Origin of the sequence: Falcatimonas sp. MSJ-15, from assembly GCF_018918265.1 — a bacterium.
Taxonomy (GTDB): Bacteria; Bacillota; Clostridia; order Lachnospirales; family Lachnospiraceae; genus Falcatimonas.
In genome coordinates this window covers 110,507-127,758 of record NZ_JAHLQC010000001.1, presented here as the reverse complement: position 1 = coordinate 127,758, position 17,252 = coordinate 110,507, and the positions used below count along the sequence as shown (strand labels likewise).

The following is a 17,252-nucleotide window of genomic DNA, read 5'->3' as shown; positions in this document are numbered from 1 at the left end:
CAAACAATTCATATACATTTATATAAATTCTTAATAATCAGCAATTTGGTTTACTCTTTTATATGATTCTTAATAATCAGCAATTCTGTTTACTCTTTTATATGATTCTTAATAATCAGCAATTCTGTTTACTCTTTTATATGATTCTTAATAATCAGCAATTCTGTTTACTCTTTTATATGATTCTTAATAATTAGCAATTCTTCTTACTCATTTACAATTTTTAATAGCAATTCAAATGCTAATTATGAATTTTTAATTACAAACGCATACGCATCCTGTTTTTTATTAATCTCGGCTTTTAATACAATTTTATACTCTTTTGAAAAATATCTGTTCACATATTCTGGATTATGTGAATAGAGTACTATTATACCTTCATCATTAAGCCATTCATGTGCCTTGCCTGCAAGAGTCTTATATGCTTCTTCCACATTCTTATCTAGATTGTTATTTAGTTCCATAGGCATATTAGTAATAATCTCATCAAATTTATATTCATGCCTAAAATCTGCACAGTTACGATTAATATAATGTACTACTTTATGTGCATAGTCTGTATTAAGTCTAGCCATCTCAACAGCTTCTGCACTCTTATCTACTCCATATAGAGTATCAGTCTTTTTATACATATATCTCTCGATGAGCATTGTTCCAACTCCACAGAATGGATCAAGTACTCTGGCATTATCTTTAAGATAATCTTTAGCTATCTCCATAATAAGTGCAGCTATCTCTGGCTTTATACTCTCAGCAACAACATTTTGTCTATATTCAAATCGTTTATCATCTATTGAATATAATTTTACAAGGCAATTATATCTATCCTCTTTGTTTCTAATAAGCCTTATCTCTATCTCATAATCAGAAGGATTATTTACAAGTCTGTAATTAGACATTCTTTCTATCTCTGATGCAAGTTTTTTAGTAAATTTACTCTTTTTTTGCAAATCCATCTTATCTTTTAATTCAATTCTAAAATTAAAAGTATCTGATGTATCATATAATTCCTTAAGAAATTTAAAAATATCTGATTTTACTATCTTCTCTGCTGCACTTTTAATATCAGTATCTACAGTTTTCATCTTATTAATTATAAATAAAAGTTCACTATAGGTTCTAATATCTAATACTTCCTTAATTGTTATACTGCCTTCATCTACCATAACACCGGCATTAAATGTCTTAGCACCTGATATCTTATCTGCTGTTATATCACTATAATTCCTGTTAGTTAGTAGAATCATTGCAGGTTTTTTATTAATTCCTGTAAAAATATGCTTCTTACTTCCTTCATACATACTAACAAGTGAATTAAGTGATCTAATCTCTTCATCTACATGCTTTCTATCACTGTCTGTGACTTCCGTTCTTCTTAACTCTTCAAGTCGCTCTCTTAACTCATCAACATATTCTGAATAATTGAATTGACCAAGTGCATTAAGATATTCTGATCTTACAAATAAAGTTTTCTCAGCCCTATATGCATTCATAAGTGGCTTTAAAAATGCTTTATCTCTTAATTCACCCATTATTACAGCCGTATTTTTTCTTATTTTTGCATCTTCTGAATTTAAAAGTTCAATAAATACATCTTTTTTATCCGCAAAATTAAATAAAAATGATTTTCTATTTTTTTCATCTTTTAAAATTGATTTAAGCTCTATTAAATTTTTTCTTGTATCTTCATTTTTTATTATTTTTTCAAATATTTCTCTCATATTGATTCCTCGTATTTTTATACTAATATATTGGTTTAGTAACTTCTTAAATTAATCTAAGAAGTTCGTCAATATCACTGTCATAGTGGTGTCCGCCTTCAATTATCTTGTGTATAAGTTTATCATCACTATGTGTCACTGTATATGCTTTTCGCATAATATCGACTTGTTCTATCGCATTAATTATTCCACATCTGCCATTCAGATGATCATCTCTTGCCGACTGTATAAGAACAGGTCTTGGAGCTATCATCGCCCCAATATCGCCCATGTCAAATGCTTCCCACAATCCTCTTACATAATTACAGCTGCAATTACCATTACGTTCAAGAAGCGATTCTTTAACGCCATACATATAACCACTTATAACTGCTGCTTTTACTCGCTCATCTAACGCTGCGAAATACAAAGTCTGCATTCCACCGCCTGAGAATCCAACACATGCTATATTATCTGTTGCCCATTCATCACGCATAATAATATAATCTGTTAATCTCATAAGATCCCACACACACATTCCAATTACAGACATTCCAAGTGGCTCTGCCATGTGTGCAAGTTGAAAACATGTTGAATTGATAAAATCTTTTTCTTCATCCGACTGTAATGCAAGTTCTCTTCTCTCTCCAAATCCTCTACAATCAGGACACAATGTAACATATCCTTTTTTTGCAAGCTGCATTCCATAATCATAATTAAAGAATTCTATCTTATCTCTTACTGCCGGAATATCTCTTCTTCCTGCAACAGAATATTTACCTGCACCAGAATGTCCATGTGGACATATAATACACTTTAACCTGTCAGTACTATCTGACTTAGGTATCAATATATACACCGGCATATATACATCAGGTTCTACCTGTATTATTACTTTTTCTCTTATAATTCCATCATCTAATACAACTCTCTCACTTACGTTAGGATCTAGTGGAGATGTCTCCATCTTATCCATTCCAAGTATATTACTAAGTTCTTCTCTTGCACTAGTTCTCCATTCTATATATTCTTCATAGCTGTCAGCTCTTAGTGCTTTTTGCCTTGCATACTTATCAAATCTCTTCTCTATATGTGGAAGAGCTGTATAATATTGTTCTATATGAATTGTTCTATCTGACATTTTCTTATTTCTCCTATTTTTTAATACTTATAATATGCTGCAATTACATACTTTTTGTCTTTATTTTATTCTTATAATGTCTAATTATTAACCTTCTTTTTTATTATAAATATTTTTTCAAAACGAATCAACATATTTTTACTCTTCTAAACAAAACATATTTTTAAGCACTTGACAGTACAATTAGATTGTATTATAACAATACTAATGAAATTTCACACTATAGAATTAATGTCTTTAGTGTTATAACAAATGATGGGAGTAATAATTATGAATGATTTTAACATGTTTATTGAAGAGGTAAAGTCACATCCATGGCAGCTTAACGTTGGTTTCCTGACGATAATACCATCCTATATTTTTGTGATTAAAGTTCTATCTAACAAGAAGGTTGGTTTGAAAAGAAAGATTGATAAAGCTGTGAAGAAGGGAAATACAGCACAGGCTACTATTCTTCGTGATGAAGCATACAAATTATCCAGAAACAGATCAAGAAGTGTTCATAATCACTTAAGCGAATATTATTCAGCCAAGTATACCTATGTTGTAAATGGAAAAACATATTGCAAAAAATTTTCATCTGATCCTACAGAGCACTCTGGCTCACCTCTTCGTGAAAAAATTGATATATATTGGCTAAATACTCCAAACAAAGCTTTTTGGAGTGGCAGTAGCGACAAAATAGGCTATTTATACCGGGCATTTTGCATATTTTATCCATGGATATTTTTTGCAATATTTGTCCAGGTTTTAACAGCACTAACTAAGTAGAATTTAATTTTTAAGAATATTATTTAAACTTAGCAGGAGATTATATCATAATATTTTTGCAACGTAAATTGAATAATAAAACAAAAACCACCAAACAGCTATTTAATCTGTCTGGTGGCTTTTTGTTTTATGGCATGGGTTTTTATGCTATCAACGATATATTCGTTGAGTTACATCGTTATTTAATATTAATGTCTTCCAAAACCTTTGATAAAATCAACTATTTTCTTAACAACTTTTACGATAACTTTAACAATTGTATTAACTATGTTATCCTGTTTGTCGTCTTCTGTTGTCTCTTCTGTTGTCTCCTCTGTTGTCTCTTCTGTTGTCTCCTCTGTTGTAACTTCTGTTGTCTCTTCTGTTGTAACTTCTGTTGTCTCTTCTGTTGTTTCTTCTGTTGTCTCCTCTGTTGTAACTTCTGTTGTCTCTTCTGTTGTAACTTCTGTTGTCTCTTCTGTTGTCTCTTCTGTTGATTCTTCTTCACTATCATTCTTAGTAATGATAATTCCGCCAAGTCTCCATGTGCCACTTGGGAATGCGAGATTTAACTGACCATCTGTTATCTCTACGCTTTCTTCTGTATAGATTGTATATGAACCTGCTGCATTTGAAACTGTAACATTATTACCGCCTTCAATGCTTACTTGTACTTTACTTGCATATATTGAGTTTGCGATAACCTGTACTGAGTAGTTACCATTTGGAAGGTCTACTTTGAATTCTGTATTAGCCGGAAGTACGAAATCTGTATATACATCATATGGAAGTGTTCCTTCTCCTGTATATGTAAATTCTTCTGTACGTCCCTGTATTGGTGATGATAATGTATCTTTGCCTATATCTGTGAATCCATATCCCTGCTCTTTGCTATATACATAATCACCATAAGCTGTTCCACCTTTTTTATTAACTGTAACACCCGTCCATCCTTCTGCTACTTTTGATGTACTGATACCAAAGTCGAATTTCTTATAGGCTGCTTTTACTACATATACTGTTACTGTTACTTTCTGTGCATAATCTTTTACTGTTCCATTTACTACATATGTTCCAATCTTAGATGTATCTACATCATCCCAGATGACTTCAACTTCTTTTACCTGACCATCTGCATATGTTGCTGTAAGTGTATCTGGAAGTTTTGCTATCTCGCCTTTATTCACTTCAACTGATTTTGCACTCGCAACTGATACAATATAATTATCTTTTACGATTACTTTTACTGTTACATTATCAAGAAGTTCTGTTGTACCAGTAATTACATATTCACCTGTTGTATCTGTATCAAGTGATTCTGTATTCCATGTTACCGGAAGTTCTTTTACTGTTCCATTCTTCATATTATGTTTTACTGTAGTTGGAAGTACTGCTTTTGTTCCTGCAACTACATATACATCATCAAGTGCTTCATATCCTGTAACTGTATTAGCTTCTACTGTAATCTTTAATGTTACTTCTTTGTCATATCCTTCTATTGTTCCTGTTAATGTATATTCACCTGTCTTTGTTATGTCAAATGAAGTCATATCCCATTTTACTTCAATTCCATCTACTTTATTGCCATTTGCATCAATAACTGTTACTGTATCTGGAATAAGAGCTTCGTAATCTGGTGTATCCGCAACAATTGTAAGGTCTTCTAATGGAAGTACTTCTCTTATGTTAAGTAATGTTTTTAATGTTACCGCTTTTGATTTAAATGATGGCTTTCCATCAACTACTGCTGATACTTTGTATGTATATTCCTTATTCTGTTCAAGATTCTTGTCTGTATATGAATATACATTCTGTACATTTGCTTTTGTTTCAGTTGTATCTTTTTCTTCTACAATCTGTTTAATTGTAAGTCCATTAAGATATACTGCACCTGAATATCCATCAGCAAGTGTTGCTTTTACTTCAATCTTACCATCTGTTACTGTAACTTTCTGTGTTATTGTATTCTGTTCATATTTGTTAGCAAATCTTGCTACGCTATTCTCCATATCATTAATATAGATTAAGTTCTTAGCTGTTCCTGCATTATGTGCTGTATATACTGTTACTTCATATTCACCATTTGGAACATCTGCAATGAAATCTACATCTGAATTCCATCCCATTGCACAGTCATTATAGAGATTAGCCATATTATCATCAAATGCTTTTGGATAATATCTGAATGTGATTCCACTTAATGAATCTGCTGTAAGTCCATAGCCCTGTTCTTCTGAATATGCCGGTGTATCAGATGTAATAGCTGTATATCCGTCCTGTACAGGACCTACTCCACCATTTTTACCATCTACACCGCCAAAATCAAAGTATGCTTCATAAGGTTCTTCGTCCTCAACAACATCGCCTGTTGCAAGATCTTTTGTTACATAATCATTAACATCAACATCTCCAACTGCTTCATATTCGCCTGTCTCTTCATTAAGTCTATATACTTTATAGCCTTCTATCTCATGACCGTTGACACCATCACTTGCACCATAGAAGTTAATTGTCGCACTATTATAATCTGTCTTCTCACCATTAACTGTTGCTGTTACAAGTCCTTCTGAAAGAAGATAATCAAGATTAGCTGGCTGGTTATATCCAACGTTTTCCCATGCAACACCAAGTCTGTATGTAGAATTCTCCATAAGACATGGGACTTTGTAATCTGTCTCAATTGTTGTTGAGTAGATTCTTATCTTTGAGTTAGATGCATCGTTGGTTCTTGAGATTATCTCTTCTCTCCAGTCACCAAGAATGTCTGCTGTAAGTCCCATGTTACCTTTTGTACCATTATTAGTAAGAAGTTGTGCACTTTCAAATAATGTATCTGATGTTCCTGTCTCTGAGTTCCATTTTGTAATGTTAGTACTTACAGGATAATAGTTACCACCCGCATTATTGAATGTATGATCCTGTAATTCACTTAACAAGTCTCCATCCCAGAATAATGTATTATTAACTGATGGTGTAAGCTGTGATAATTTTTTAATATTATCAAATCTTGATGTTGCTGCATACATTCCTCCGTCTGTTCCATTCCATTCAACGCTTGACCAGAATTCTCCACCAAGATTAGTTGGATCAACATCTGCTGCAACACCACGTCCTGTATCTATACCTGTGAAGTAACCATATAATATCTCACCTGTCTCAGCATCATGTACTTCGACCTGATACTCTGCATCTGAATGTTCATGTACTGCGAATATCTCAAGTCCAGGATTAGTTGGATCCCAATCTGATATATGCTGTGCATCACCATGTCCAAGACCTGTTGAATATTTTACTTTACCATTATGGTCAAGTGTAAGTCCTCCAAATATAATCTCATCTTTTCCATCATTATCAACATCATTGATTGATAACTGATGATTACCCTGTGACTCATACTGTGAACCTGCTTCATCTGTATCAAATGCCCATCTCTTAACAAGTTTGCCATCTACAAAATCATAAGCTGTAATACATATTCTTGTATAATATCCTCTTGTGAATATCATACTTGGATGTTCACCGTCAAGATATGCAACACCTGATAAGAATCTGTCAACTCTGTTACCATAAGCATCGCCCCATGCTGATACACTTCCTCTTTCTGGAATATAATCTGTTGTATCTAGAGCTTTACCTGTTTCTCCATCAAATATTGTAAGATATTCCGGTCCATCAAGTACATAGCCTGATGTATTTCTGTAATCTTTTGATTTATCTCCTATTACATTACCTGCACCGTCAACTGTTCCATCTGCTGTCTTACATACTATCTCTGCTTTTCCATCATTATCAAAATCCCATACCTGGAACTGTGTATAATGTGCACCTGAACGAATATTAATACCAAGGTCTATTCTCCACATCTGTGTGGCTTTTCCTGTGTTGGCATCAATATCGTATGCATCAAGAATTGTTGTTCCTGTATATCCTGCTCCTGAATTATCTTTTGCATTAGATGGATACCATTTTACTATAAGCTCATACTTGCCATCTCCATCGAGATCTCCAACTGACATATCATTGGCTGTATATGTACATACTGTTCCATCCGGCATTGTCTGATCTTCTGGTTTATTAAGTTCGAATTCGATATATTTATTCTGCCATGTTGCTACTGATTCTGACTTAAGGCCGAGTTCTTTATCTGAACTTCCTACTACTTTGTATACATCTTCTGCTGTTCCTTCGCTGTCAATATAGTTACCGACTGTAAGTCCACTTACAAGTTTTTTATCATTCTTATAAAGTGTATATGTTACATCTTCAGGATCTGCTTCAAATGTTCTCCAGCTTAAGTATACTCCACTGTCTGTACTTGATACATTGACGCCTTCTTTACCATTCTCATCGATACCTGTTCCATCATCTCCTGCAAGGTTAATTGCTACAAGTGCTCTGTCTGTAAGTGTCTCTGCTTTTGTTCTTGTAAGCGTCGTAGTAATCTCTGTCTCACATGCATCTGAGAGTTCACTTCCACCTTTTGTACTAAATGCCTGTACTTTATAGTACCATTTTATGTTAGCTGTTACATCTTCATCTGTATCTGTAAATGTTGTATTTGCTTTACCATTTACTTCTGCTACTTTTGTATATTCTTTGTATCCTTTTGTTCCTTCTGCTCTGTCTGAACGATATACAATATATTTGACTGCATTATCTGTTGCATCCCAGCTTATCTGCATATTAGCTGATTCTGATACATTACATACAACATTCTGTGGTGCAGCCGGAATAACATCGTCTGGATTTCTTCCGTCAACATCGACCACATTGCTCTTTGGTGTCTCTGTTCCATCTTTAAGTATTGCTGTTACATAGTATTTGTACTGTTCGCCTGCAACTACTGTGAATGGAAGTGTTGTTGATTCTTTTTTCTCTTCTGCTGTTATGTTCTTAACAAGTGTATATTCTGAATCTGATTCAGCTTTCTTATATACATTGTATGAAACTGCATCTTCTGTATCATTCCACTGTAATAAGAAGTTAGCATTGTCACCGTCAAATGTAAGTTCCTGCATTAATAATCCTGATGGTGCTATTGATACCGGTGTTATCTCAAGTCCATTAATATATGGGTTAGTTCCACCTACCACAAGATTTAACTGTCCATCTTCTACAACTACTGTTGCACTTACCGATGCTGCTGCCTGTTTAGTTGATACTCCACCTATTGCAACACCTTCTGCTGTATATGATGTCTTGATTGTGCTTGTACCTGACATAAGATCGCATGCTGTTACTTTTATCTCATATTTACCATTTGGAAGGTCTACTGCAAATTCACCTGCTCCAATACAGAAATCATCTGTCATTGCATTAGATGTTGCATTACCATTGTTAGCTCTGTAACGTCCATTGCCCGGAGCTGTTATCCATCCATATCCATTCTCTTCACTGTACATCTGTGTTGATGTTACAGGTAAGAATCCGTCCATTGTTGGATTAGATGAGTCCTGACAAAAATCATATTTGTATAATGCTGACTTGGTTGTAACTACAAGTTTCTCTGATTTTTCACCAACACCTGCTTCATTGAATCCTGCTACAGCATATACATAGGTCTTACCGCCTTCACATTTACCATCTGTATATTTATTAACTGATGACACTGAGAACTTCTCTGCATTAGTAAAATCAACATCATCTACGCTCTGTCCTTCTGCTAATTCTGCTTTGTAGATATAGTATAATTCTGAATCTGATGTTGAATTCCATTTAAATGTAACACTTGATGCTCCTACTGTTGTTGTCTCAAGTCCTGATGGAATCTCTTCTGGTGCTTTATCAGGAGTCTTAATATCTTCTGTTACTGCTTTTAATGCATCTAATCTGTCATCTTTATCATACTCTTTTATAAGTTTTGCAACACACTGTGCAAACTTATATGCTCCATAGTACTGAAGGTGTGTTGAGTCTGATACGCCACCTGCATATGCACCTGTATAATCACCTGCATTTAGCCATAAGAATAATGATTTACTTCCTTCTTCGCCAAACTTATTACATACTTCTATTGATGCTTTTGTCAAATCAAGAACAGGTACATTCTTCTCTTCGCCCATTTTTAACATTACCTGTCTGTATTTTTCAAAATCACTCTTAAATGATGCATTACCTTCTGCATCTGTTGTATAACTTCTTCTTGCTACCGGTGTTACAAGAATACATGTACCGCCTCTTTGTTCAACACCATCTACATAGTACTGAAGCCACTTTTCAAAGTCATCTGATGATACATATCTATTAGGTCTTGCTGCTGTTGCATCATTATGTCCCCACTGAACAAGAACATAATCACCTGGTTTTACATCTTCAAGAAGGTCATCTAATTTGCCTTCTTCGATAAATGATTTAGAGCTTCTTCCTCCTATCGCTCTATTCTCTACTATTACGCTGTCTGTCTCATAAGTCTGTGCCTGACTATAATTACAGTCATCACATTCATATTCATTAACATTCTCTGCACCTTTAAAGAAATTATATAATACCTGTCCCCATCCGGTCTGTGGATAGTAGTTGGCATCATATGTCTGAACTGTTGAGTCTGATGCTATGAATACTGTCGGCTTGCTTCCTTGTTCACGTGTCTGCTTCTCTACTTCTACTTTACTAAGATATACATTAGAAAGTGCTGCGCTGCTCTCATCTGTCGCTGATGAATCTGCAAGGAATTTAAGATTAAGTCTTCCATCCACAAGGCATGCTGTAAATGTTGATGTCTTAGTCTCATGTGCCTTAACTACCACGCCTGTTGCCTTTGTTATGTCTTCTGCTTCAAGATTAACTGTGACATCTGTATCTGTTGGGTTAGTAAGTTCTACTTTTACTGTATAATCAGCAGAATCAAGTTTTACATCAAATGTTGATGTATTCTCGTATGTATATACTCCATAGCCTGTACTCTCTGTTTCTTTCCATACCTTACTTGCTACAGTTACATAATTACTACTGTCAGTTATGTAAGATGAGTTAGAATCTGTAAATACTACTGTTCTTGGATAATATACTCCTCCAACCCAGCCTTCTGCCTGTGCAGGATATTCTGATGTTGAGAATCCATATCCTGACTCATCACTATACACAGTCTGTGCATCAACATTGGTATACCCGTCAAGCTTCTCTGTTCCAAAACTGAATTTTGCACTAGTGATTGCTGTGTCAGTTTCTGTTTCACTAGCCATGACTGGCATTCCCGTACCAATGTTACCTGTGATCATTGTCATAGCCATTAATAAAGAAATACTTTTTTTAGTTCCAAATTTCCTCATGTACCTAATTCCTCCCTTTGTTACTTTTGTTATAATACTGCTATTTTTTAGTTTCGATTCGTCAGTTTTTACAAGCAATATCATATAAACTATTTTAGATTATAGCACACTTTTGGATAACTTGTATATATTTTCTTTATATTTTCTTTAGTTTTTGTTAATTTTGTTAATAATAACTAAAGATTTTTAGCCGACAAGATTTTGCTGAACAAAAAAGAGCGTTTTCGTTTAAAAACTACCGAAAAACGCTCATTTTTTTGTTTTTATTTTAATATGTTTTGAAATATTTTATATTTGTTTTAACATCTTCTAAATAATTACCAATACCTACGATATAAATTTTATATTGTGAACTAATATTTTGCCATCATAAGAGTCACTAACCTTTATTACAAGATTATAAAATATTTCTTTGTGTTATAAGATTCTAAAACTTAATACTTCCTAATTAAGCCTTAATTAATCTAATTATCTGTTACTTATTAAATACATAATTAAGTATATCAACAAGCTCTTTATATGAATATTTTGAATATATAACTTCTCTTGCCATAACTGGATCATCAGTTATTATATTATCAACCCCAAGTGCTGTAAGATTCTCTATCTTCTCTGCACTATTAACTGTCCATACAAGGACTTTTTTACCTCTGGCATGAACTGCATCAACTGTATTCTTATTAACAAACGCATAATTCATACTGAACGCATCAACATATGCCATATTATAGAAGTTACCATACGCAATTGATATTATATATCCTGTTTTTATATCTTCATTACATTTTTTTATTGCTTTTAGCACATCATACTTCATCGATGTTACAATACAATCATCCTGAAGTTCATATTCTTCTATCAGATCTGCTACTTTTTTAGATATTCTCGATATATTAGTATCTGTTGCTTTTATCTCTATATTAAGTTTTACCTGCTTATCAACATATTCAAGAGTCTCTTTTAATGTTGGTACTCTCTCATCTTTAAATTCATCACTAAAGTATGAGCCTGCATCTAATGATTTTATATATGCAAGAGTAACTGATGCTACTTTCTTATTGATTCCTGTTGTTCTCTTAAGACTTGGATCATGCATTACTACAAGTTCTCCATCTGCTGTCTCCTGTACATCAAGTTCAATATAATCAGACATATCTTTTATCGCATATTCAAATGCCGATATTGTATTCTCAGGTGCTTTTACAGAATTACCTCTGTGTGATGTAACTTCTGGAAGCGTCATAAGCTCAACATTATCGAATGGATTATTCACTGAACTTATATATACATATATTCCATCTATAATAATACTTACTATCGTAAGTGCAACCATTATCTTTCTTAAAAATAATGCTTTTTTCTCATCATATTTATAATATTTTATATCAACTTCTTTATGTGTCTCATGACTTACAACACATTTTTCAAATAATCTTGATATAACAAGTATGCACCCTGGTACTGCAAAAGCAAACAGCATGAATGTAACTCCTGAGTTGAATATTCTAAATATTGTAAGGAATATTACCATACCATACGATGACATATTGAATATCTTTACAAATATTACAACTATAATTGTAAGCATCAGAATTGAAAGCCAATATAATGCAAGTACGCATATATTATATATGAACAGATCTTTAATTATCATAATAATATTATTTTTTACTACATTTTTACTATTTCTCTTTGCTCTCTTGTATTCCATCTTATCAACTGCCATATAGTTCAATGTAAATATCCCCGATACAGTGTAATATAACGCTATTAAGAATACTATTACATATACAGCTTTAAGCCAGATATTACCAAACATTACTTTTTTAACTGCTGATGGTAACGTAAGTCCTGATATTACTATTATGAGTACAGATATATTACAAGTTATAACTTCGATAAATATCCTTATCATTATAAGATAATTACCATGTTTCATTGCATGTTTAAAACTTCCAAATCCATGCCTTATTGTCTCCGCTACTGTAACTTTATTACGCCTGTACGACTCATAATATATAAAGCTTAGTGCCGATGCCTCGAATATACAATATAATATAATCGCAATAATAACAAAAAGAACAGCAGCTATTGTAAATGGATTTCTTAAAAAACGGTATATGTAACCGTTAGTAAGATATTTCAAACCGGCTCTTTTAAGAACCAGACGGAAAATTCCAATTAACATCGGATATGCTACTGCAACAAAAATACCCTTATATAATATCTCAAACAATATGAATGTACCAATATTTTTATTAAGCAGTTCTTTTCCTTTTTTTAATAATTTTCCCATCTACATGCCTCTGTTCTTTTATTTTTTAATATTAATTACACTCCTTTTCTTTTGAAAGCGAATGTAAAAACTGTGTTGTAAAATCTAGTATATATGCTACAAGCAGTGTTATTGCTATTGTATTCGCAATTCTCCCTGGTATTCTGCTTACACCTATTGTAACATATCTGTTCATGAATTTAAAAAAGAATACTGTCAAAAGTCCCCATCCTACAGTGCTCTCAAGGCATATTATTCCTTGATAATTCATAAACTTATTCTTATAATCCCACCAGAATTCACCAAACAGCATAAGCATTACTTTTGCTGTTATATATTCGATTGTTGTTGCTATAATTGCGCCTGATATATACAACGCAACTATATTATCCGCAATAGGACTAAGCAGTTCATATACTGCTATTGCTCCAAACGGATAGATAATACAGAATGGAAGTTTTGCAAATCCTCTATTCTCCCATATTCCTTTTTCCCTTCGTATCACAATGCACTCCATTACCCAGCCAATGAATGCATATATAAAAAACCATACAATTGTCTGTGCCATACTAAGTCCGTGATACTGCATAGCTATTAAATCACTCATTTTTTCACTCCTATACTCCTTTTTCCTCATCTTAATTTAAGTAACACTTTTATTCTACTACTGAATTATAGTTTAGGCAATGAATAATTCTCCTTTTCATTTTATACCTATTTAACAATATTTATTTGTTTAGGTTCTAAATTAATGCTATCCCCTTGAAAAAAGCTATTTTGCACGTTATTATTTATCTTGAATTTTAGTTATATCTTATTTGCATATATGCAAACGGAAGGAGTTTGAAAATGAACAAAAAATACAATGTTCTTGTAGGTCAAAGTGGTGGTCCTACATCTGTTATTAATGGAAGTCTCTATGGCGTGATTAAGGAAAGTCTTAACCATACTGATCTAATCGACACTATCTATGGTATGATTAATGGAATTGAGGGTTTTATCAATGAAGATATGTTAAATATATCAAAAGATATGTCAGATGAAGATATTGAATTATTAAAGACTACACCAGCTTCATATCTTGGCTCATGCAGATTTAAACTCCCTGCTGATTTGAATAATAATATTTATAATACAATATTTTCTTTATTTGAGAAATATAATATTATGTATTTTCTATATATCGGTGGCAATGATTCTATGGATACTGTTGCTAAGTTATCAGCTTATGCTGCCAAAATTAATAGTCCGGTAAGAATCATTGGTGTTCCAAAGACTATTGATAATGATCTTGTTCATACAGATCACTCACCTGGATATGGAAGTGCTGCCAAATTCGTAGCATCTGTTGTAAGAGATATCGCTCTTGATTCCGGTGTATACAAGCAGGATTCCGTTACAATCATTGAGATTATGGGACGTCATGCAGGATGGCTCACTGCAGCATCTGCACTTGCACGTAAATTTAAAGGCGATAATCCTATTCTTATATATCTTCCTGAACGAGCTTTTGATGTTGAAGAATTCATTAAAAGTATTAAGAATGCACTTTCATATACTAATAATGTTGTTATATGTGTATCTGAAGGCATCAAGGATAGTTCAGGTCGTTTTATATGTGAATATGAATCCAATGTAAAAACTGATAACTTTGGACATAAGATGTTAACAGGCTGTGGTAAATACCTTGAAGGTCTTGTAAAAGACAGACTTGGTATTAAAGTACGTTCTATTGAGCTTAATGTTACTCAAAGATGTGTTTCTTCTTTTATATCTGAAACTGATGTGCTTGAAGCTATCTCTGCCGGTGAATTCGGTGTACAAAGTGCATTAAAAGGTATCACAGGTGTTATGATTGCTTTCAAACGTAATGAAGGAACTGATTATTCTGTTGACTGTATAACTGTTGATTGCAGCAAAGTATGTAACTTTGAACAGAAAGTTCCTGACGGCTGGATCAATAGCGATGGTACTGATGTTAATGATAACTTCATATCTTATGCATTACCACTTATACAAGGTGAGTTACGTCCACCAGTTAAAAATGGACTTCCTGTATATGCATACCGTAAATAATCTTAGTTTTTATTATTATTTAATATATAATAATAGTATTTAGCAGTTTAAAAACCTGGTGCATAAGCATCAGGTTTTTTGCTCTTTGTGGTGAGTGAGGGTAATTATTTTAATTACCACTAGCATTAATTATTAATCTGCAGTTTTTCTATCAATAGATAATATCTATATTTTTTTGTTCTGCGAATTTTATCCAACGATCATCAGGTTTCTTTTCTGTAACAATAATATCTATATCATCAAAATCACATATTGTTGTAAATGATATTTTATCAAATTTCGTACTGTCTACAGCAAGTATTGTTCTGTTTGATGATTTTATTATTGATTTTTTAACTTCTGCATCTGCTTCATTGGAATCTGTAAGCCCATGCTCTATATCTATGCCTTTACATGATACTATTGCCACATCAACATGAAATGTCCCTATCATTCGTTCTGTCTGATATCCTACAAGTGCCAAAGATCCTTCTTTTAACATACCACCTGTTGATAATACTTTAAAGCCCGGCTTATCTGATAATTCAAGAATTATTTCTATAGAATTGGTTATTACTGTTATATCATTTTTTTCTTTTATCTTCTGTGCAACAGCAAGCGCAGTTGTACTAGCATCCAGTATTATATGTGCTCCATCTTCAACAAGTTCACTGACAACCTGTGCTATATGCATCTTTCCTTCTACATTAGCTTTTTTTCTTACAGTATATGGAAGATCTATATTAAGATTCTCATTCAGTATAGCTCCACCGTATGTCTTCTTAGCCATTCCTTCTTTTTCAAGTTTATCAAGATCACGCCTTATCGTCTCTTCTGTAACATTGAACACAGTTGCAAGTTCACTAACCACGACTTTGCGTTCATCCTGAAGCTTTGCTAATATCGCATTTCTTCTCTCTATTGCAAGCATATTACTACACCCCTTATTTTTCATCAACAAAATTGTATAAAATGTTAAAATATTTTGAATAAATCTTGTTGTTTTATTTTTGTTTTATTTGTTTATGTTTGAATTTTACCACTTTATGTTAGCAAAGTCAACAATTCTTGCTAGTTTTTGTGTTGTTTTATGTATATTTTACATATTCACTAATCTTTCATTTTGTCAACTTAAAAAAGCAAAAAAAGTTATCAATTTCGACCATCTTTCCTTGCTTTTTCATTTTATTTGTTAATATTTACTATATCAGAGTATTTATTCTTTGTCATTTTGCCAGTGTATAATAGTAATATATAATATGTTATAATACTCTGGCTTTAATCGTATCAATAACATCATCCGTAAGATAGTTTACTATGCTCTTTACATCTTCTGTAGCATTTAAAACACCATAGGATTCTTTTGCTATTTTTAACATTGATATGTCATTACAATTATCTCCAAATGCCATAACCTCTGATGCATCTATATTATTCATCATCATATATTGTCTTAATGCATATCCTTTATCAATACCTTTTGCTACTAGTTCTATCCACTCATTTGATCTATATACTACATTAAAATCATCTTTTGCTCTCGTTACAACTTTATTCTGCTTATTAATATCCTTTTTTGCATTGTATATATTTATCTTAAGGAACTTTTCTCTTATATCAGAAAAATCATCGATAACTGTGATCTTTTCATTCCTGTTTTTATCTATCATGTGATAAAACTCCGGATTATCTCTTTTTAAGTATGTAGTAGTCTGCGAAGTTACACACACTGGCATATCAAGTTCATTCGCTGCCTTTATAATACTAAGACTTTTACTCTGGTTCATCGGATTAACTATTATTTTATCACCATCTGCCATCATTGCTCCATCGCAGCTTACAATTACCATCTTATCAGTTACTTCTTCAAACATCGTATAGATATCTGTATAAGGTCTGCCACTTGCAACCATAAATATGATTTTGTTATCATATAATTGTCTTACACATTCTATAACACGTTTTTCTAATGATTTCTCTCCATCTTTTAACAATGTCTTATCTATGTCGCTTACAATCAGTCGTATCATATGTTAGGATTCCTTTCAATAATTCACTCTTAA

Annotated in this window: 9 protein-coding genes; 2 read left to right on the top strand and 7 right to left on the bottom strand. The window is 32.8% G+C overall.

All coding sequences use genetic code 11. The features are described from left to right. Positions 1-245: 245 nt before the first annotated feature. Positions 246-1,721 carry a methyltransferase gene (locus KQI85_RS00465; protein WP_216574075.1) on the bottom strand — a complete coding sequence of 492 codons (1,476 nt, stop codon included), beginning with the start codon at positions 1,719-1,721 and terminating at the stop codon, positions 246-248. 46 nt (positions 1,722-1,767) lie between these two features. Then, positions 1,768-2,841: a dienelactone hydrolase family protein gene (locus KQI85_RS00460; RefSeq protein ID WP_253293688.1), complete on the bottom strand. Its 1,074-nt coding sequence runs from the start codon at positions 2,839-2,841 to the stop codon at positions 1,768-1,770. A 270-nt stretch (positions 2,842-3,111) separates the two neighbouring features. On the opposite strand from KQI85_RS00460, the gene KQI85_RS00455 reads away from it, so the two are divergent. Next, positions 3,112-3,612, top strand: a complete 501-nt coding sequence (locus KQI85_RS00455) for a hypothetical protein (RefSeq protein WP_216574074.1) — start codon at positions 3,112-3,114, stop codon at positions 3,610-3,612. A gap of 188 nt (positions 3,613-3,800) precedes the next feature. Here KQI85_RS00455 and KQI85_RS00450 read toward each other — a convergent pair whose 3' ends face one another. From KQI85_RS00450 to KQI85_RS00440, 3 genes are all read right to left on the bottom strand, one after another. Then, a complete protein-coding gene (locus KQI85_RS00450) occupies positions 3,801-10,859 on the bottom strand; it encodes an Ig-like domain-containing protein (protein WP_216574073.1) in 7,059 nt (2,352 codons plus the stop codon). A 475-nt stretch (positions 10,860-11,334) separates the two neighbouring features. After that, complete coding sequence (locus KQI85_RS00445; RefSeq protein ID WP_216574072.1) at positions 11,335-13,155, bottom strand: glycerophosphodiester phosphodiesterase family protein; 1,821 nt, start codon at positions 13,153-13,155, stop codon at positions 11,335-11,337. 31 nt (positions 13,156-13,186) lie between these two features. Further along, positions 13,187-13,741: a putative ABC transporter permease gene (locus tag KQI85_RS00440; protein ID WP_253293687.1), complete on the bottom strand. Its 555-nt coding sequence runs from the start codon at positions 13,739-13,741 to the stop codon at positions 13,187-13,189. A gap of 242 nt (positions 13,742-13,983) precedes the next feature. Between KQI85_RS00440 and KQI85_RS00435 the strand changes: the two genes are divergently transcribed. After that, complete coding sequence (locus KQI85_RS00435) at positions 13,984-15,210, top strand: 6-phosphofructokinase (protein ID WP_216574071.1); 1,227 nt, start codon at positions 13,984-13,986, stop codon at positions 15,208-15,210. Positions 15,211-15,361: 151 nt separating this feature from the next. Here the strand turns inward: KQI85_RS00435 and KQI85_RS00430 are convergent, their stop codons facing one another. Together KQI85_RS00430 and KQI85_RS00425 are read right to left on the bottom strand one after the other, a co-directional pair. Beyond that, positions 15,362-16,120, bottom strand: a complete 759-nt coding sequence (locus KQI85_RS00430) for a DeoR/GlpR family DNA-binding transcription regulator (RefSeq protein WP_216574070.1) — start codon at positions 16,118-16,120, stop codon at positions 15,362-15,364. 331 nt (positions 16,121-16,451) lie between these two features. After that, complete coding sequence (locus tag KQI85_RS00425) at positions 16,452-17,219, bottom strand: HAD-IIB family hydrolase (protein WP_216574069.1); 768 nt, start codon at positions 17,217-17,219, stop codon at positions 16,452-16,454. Between the last annotated feature and the right edge of the window lie 33 nt (positions 17,220-17,252).

What these genes read in the sequence shown, in the direction of transcription:
- KQI85_RS00465 (WP_216574075.1), bottom strand. Translation starts at nt 1,721, where the DNA reads ATGAGAGAAATATTTGAAAAAATAATAAAAAATGAAGATACAAGAAAA.
- KQI85_RS00460 (WP_253293688.1), bottom strand. Translation starts at nt 2,841, where the DNA reads ATGTCAGATAGAACAATTCATATAGAACAATATTATACAGCTCTTCCA.
- KQI85_RS00455 (WP_216574074.1), top strand. Translation starts at nt 3,112, where the DNA reads ATGAATGATTTTAACATGTTTATTGAAGAGGTAAAGTCACATCCATGG.
- KQI85_RS00450 (WP_216574073.1), bottom strand. Translation starts at nt 10,859, where the DNA reads ATGAGGAAATTTGGAACTAAAAAAAGTATTTCTTTATTAATGGCTATG.
- KQI85_RS00445 (WP_216574072.1), bottom strand. Translation starts at nt 13,155, where the DNA reads ATGGGAAAATTATTAAAAAAAGGAAAAGAACTGCTTAATAAAAATATT.
- KQI85_RS00440 (WP_253293687.1), bottom strand. Translation starts at nt 13,741, where the DNA reads ATGAGTGATTTAATAGCTATGCAGTATCACGGACTTAGTATGGCACAG.
- KQI85_RS00435 (WP_216574071.1), top strand. Translation starts at nt 13,984, where the DNA reads ATGAACAAAAAATACAATGTTCTTGTAGGTCAAAGTGGTGGTCCTACA.
- KQI85_RS00430 (WP_216574070.1), bottom strand. Translation starts at nt 16,120, where the DNA reads ATGCTTGCAATAGAGAGAAGAAATGCGATATTAGCAAAGCTTCAGGAT.
- KQI85_RS00425 (WP_216574069.1), bottom strand. Translation starts at nt 17,219, where the DNA reads ATGATACGACTGATTGTAAGCGACATAGATAAGACATTGTTAAAAGAT.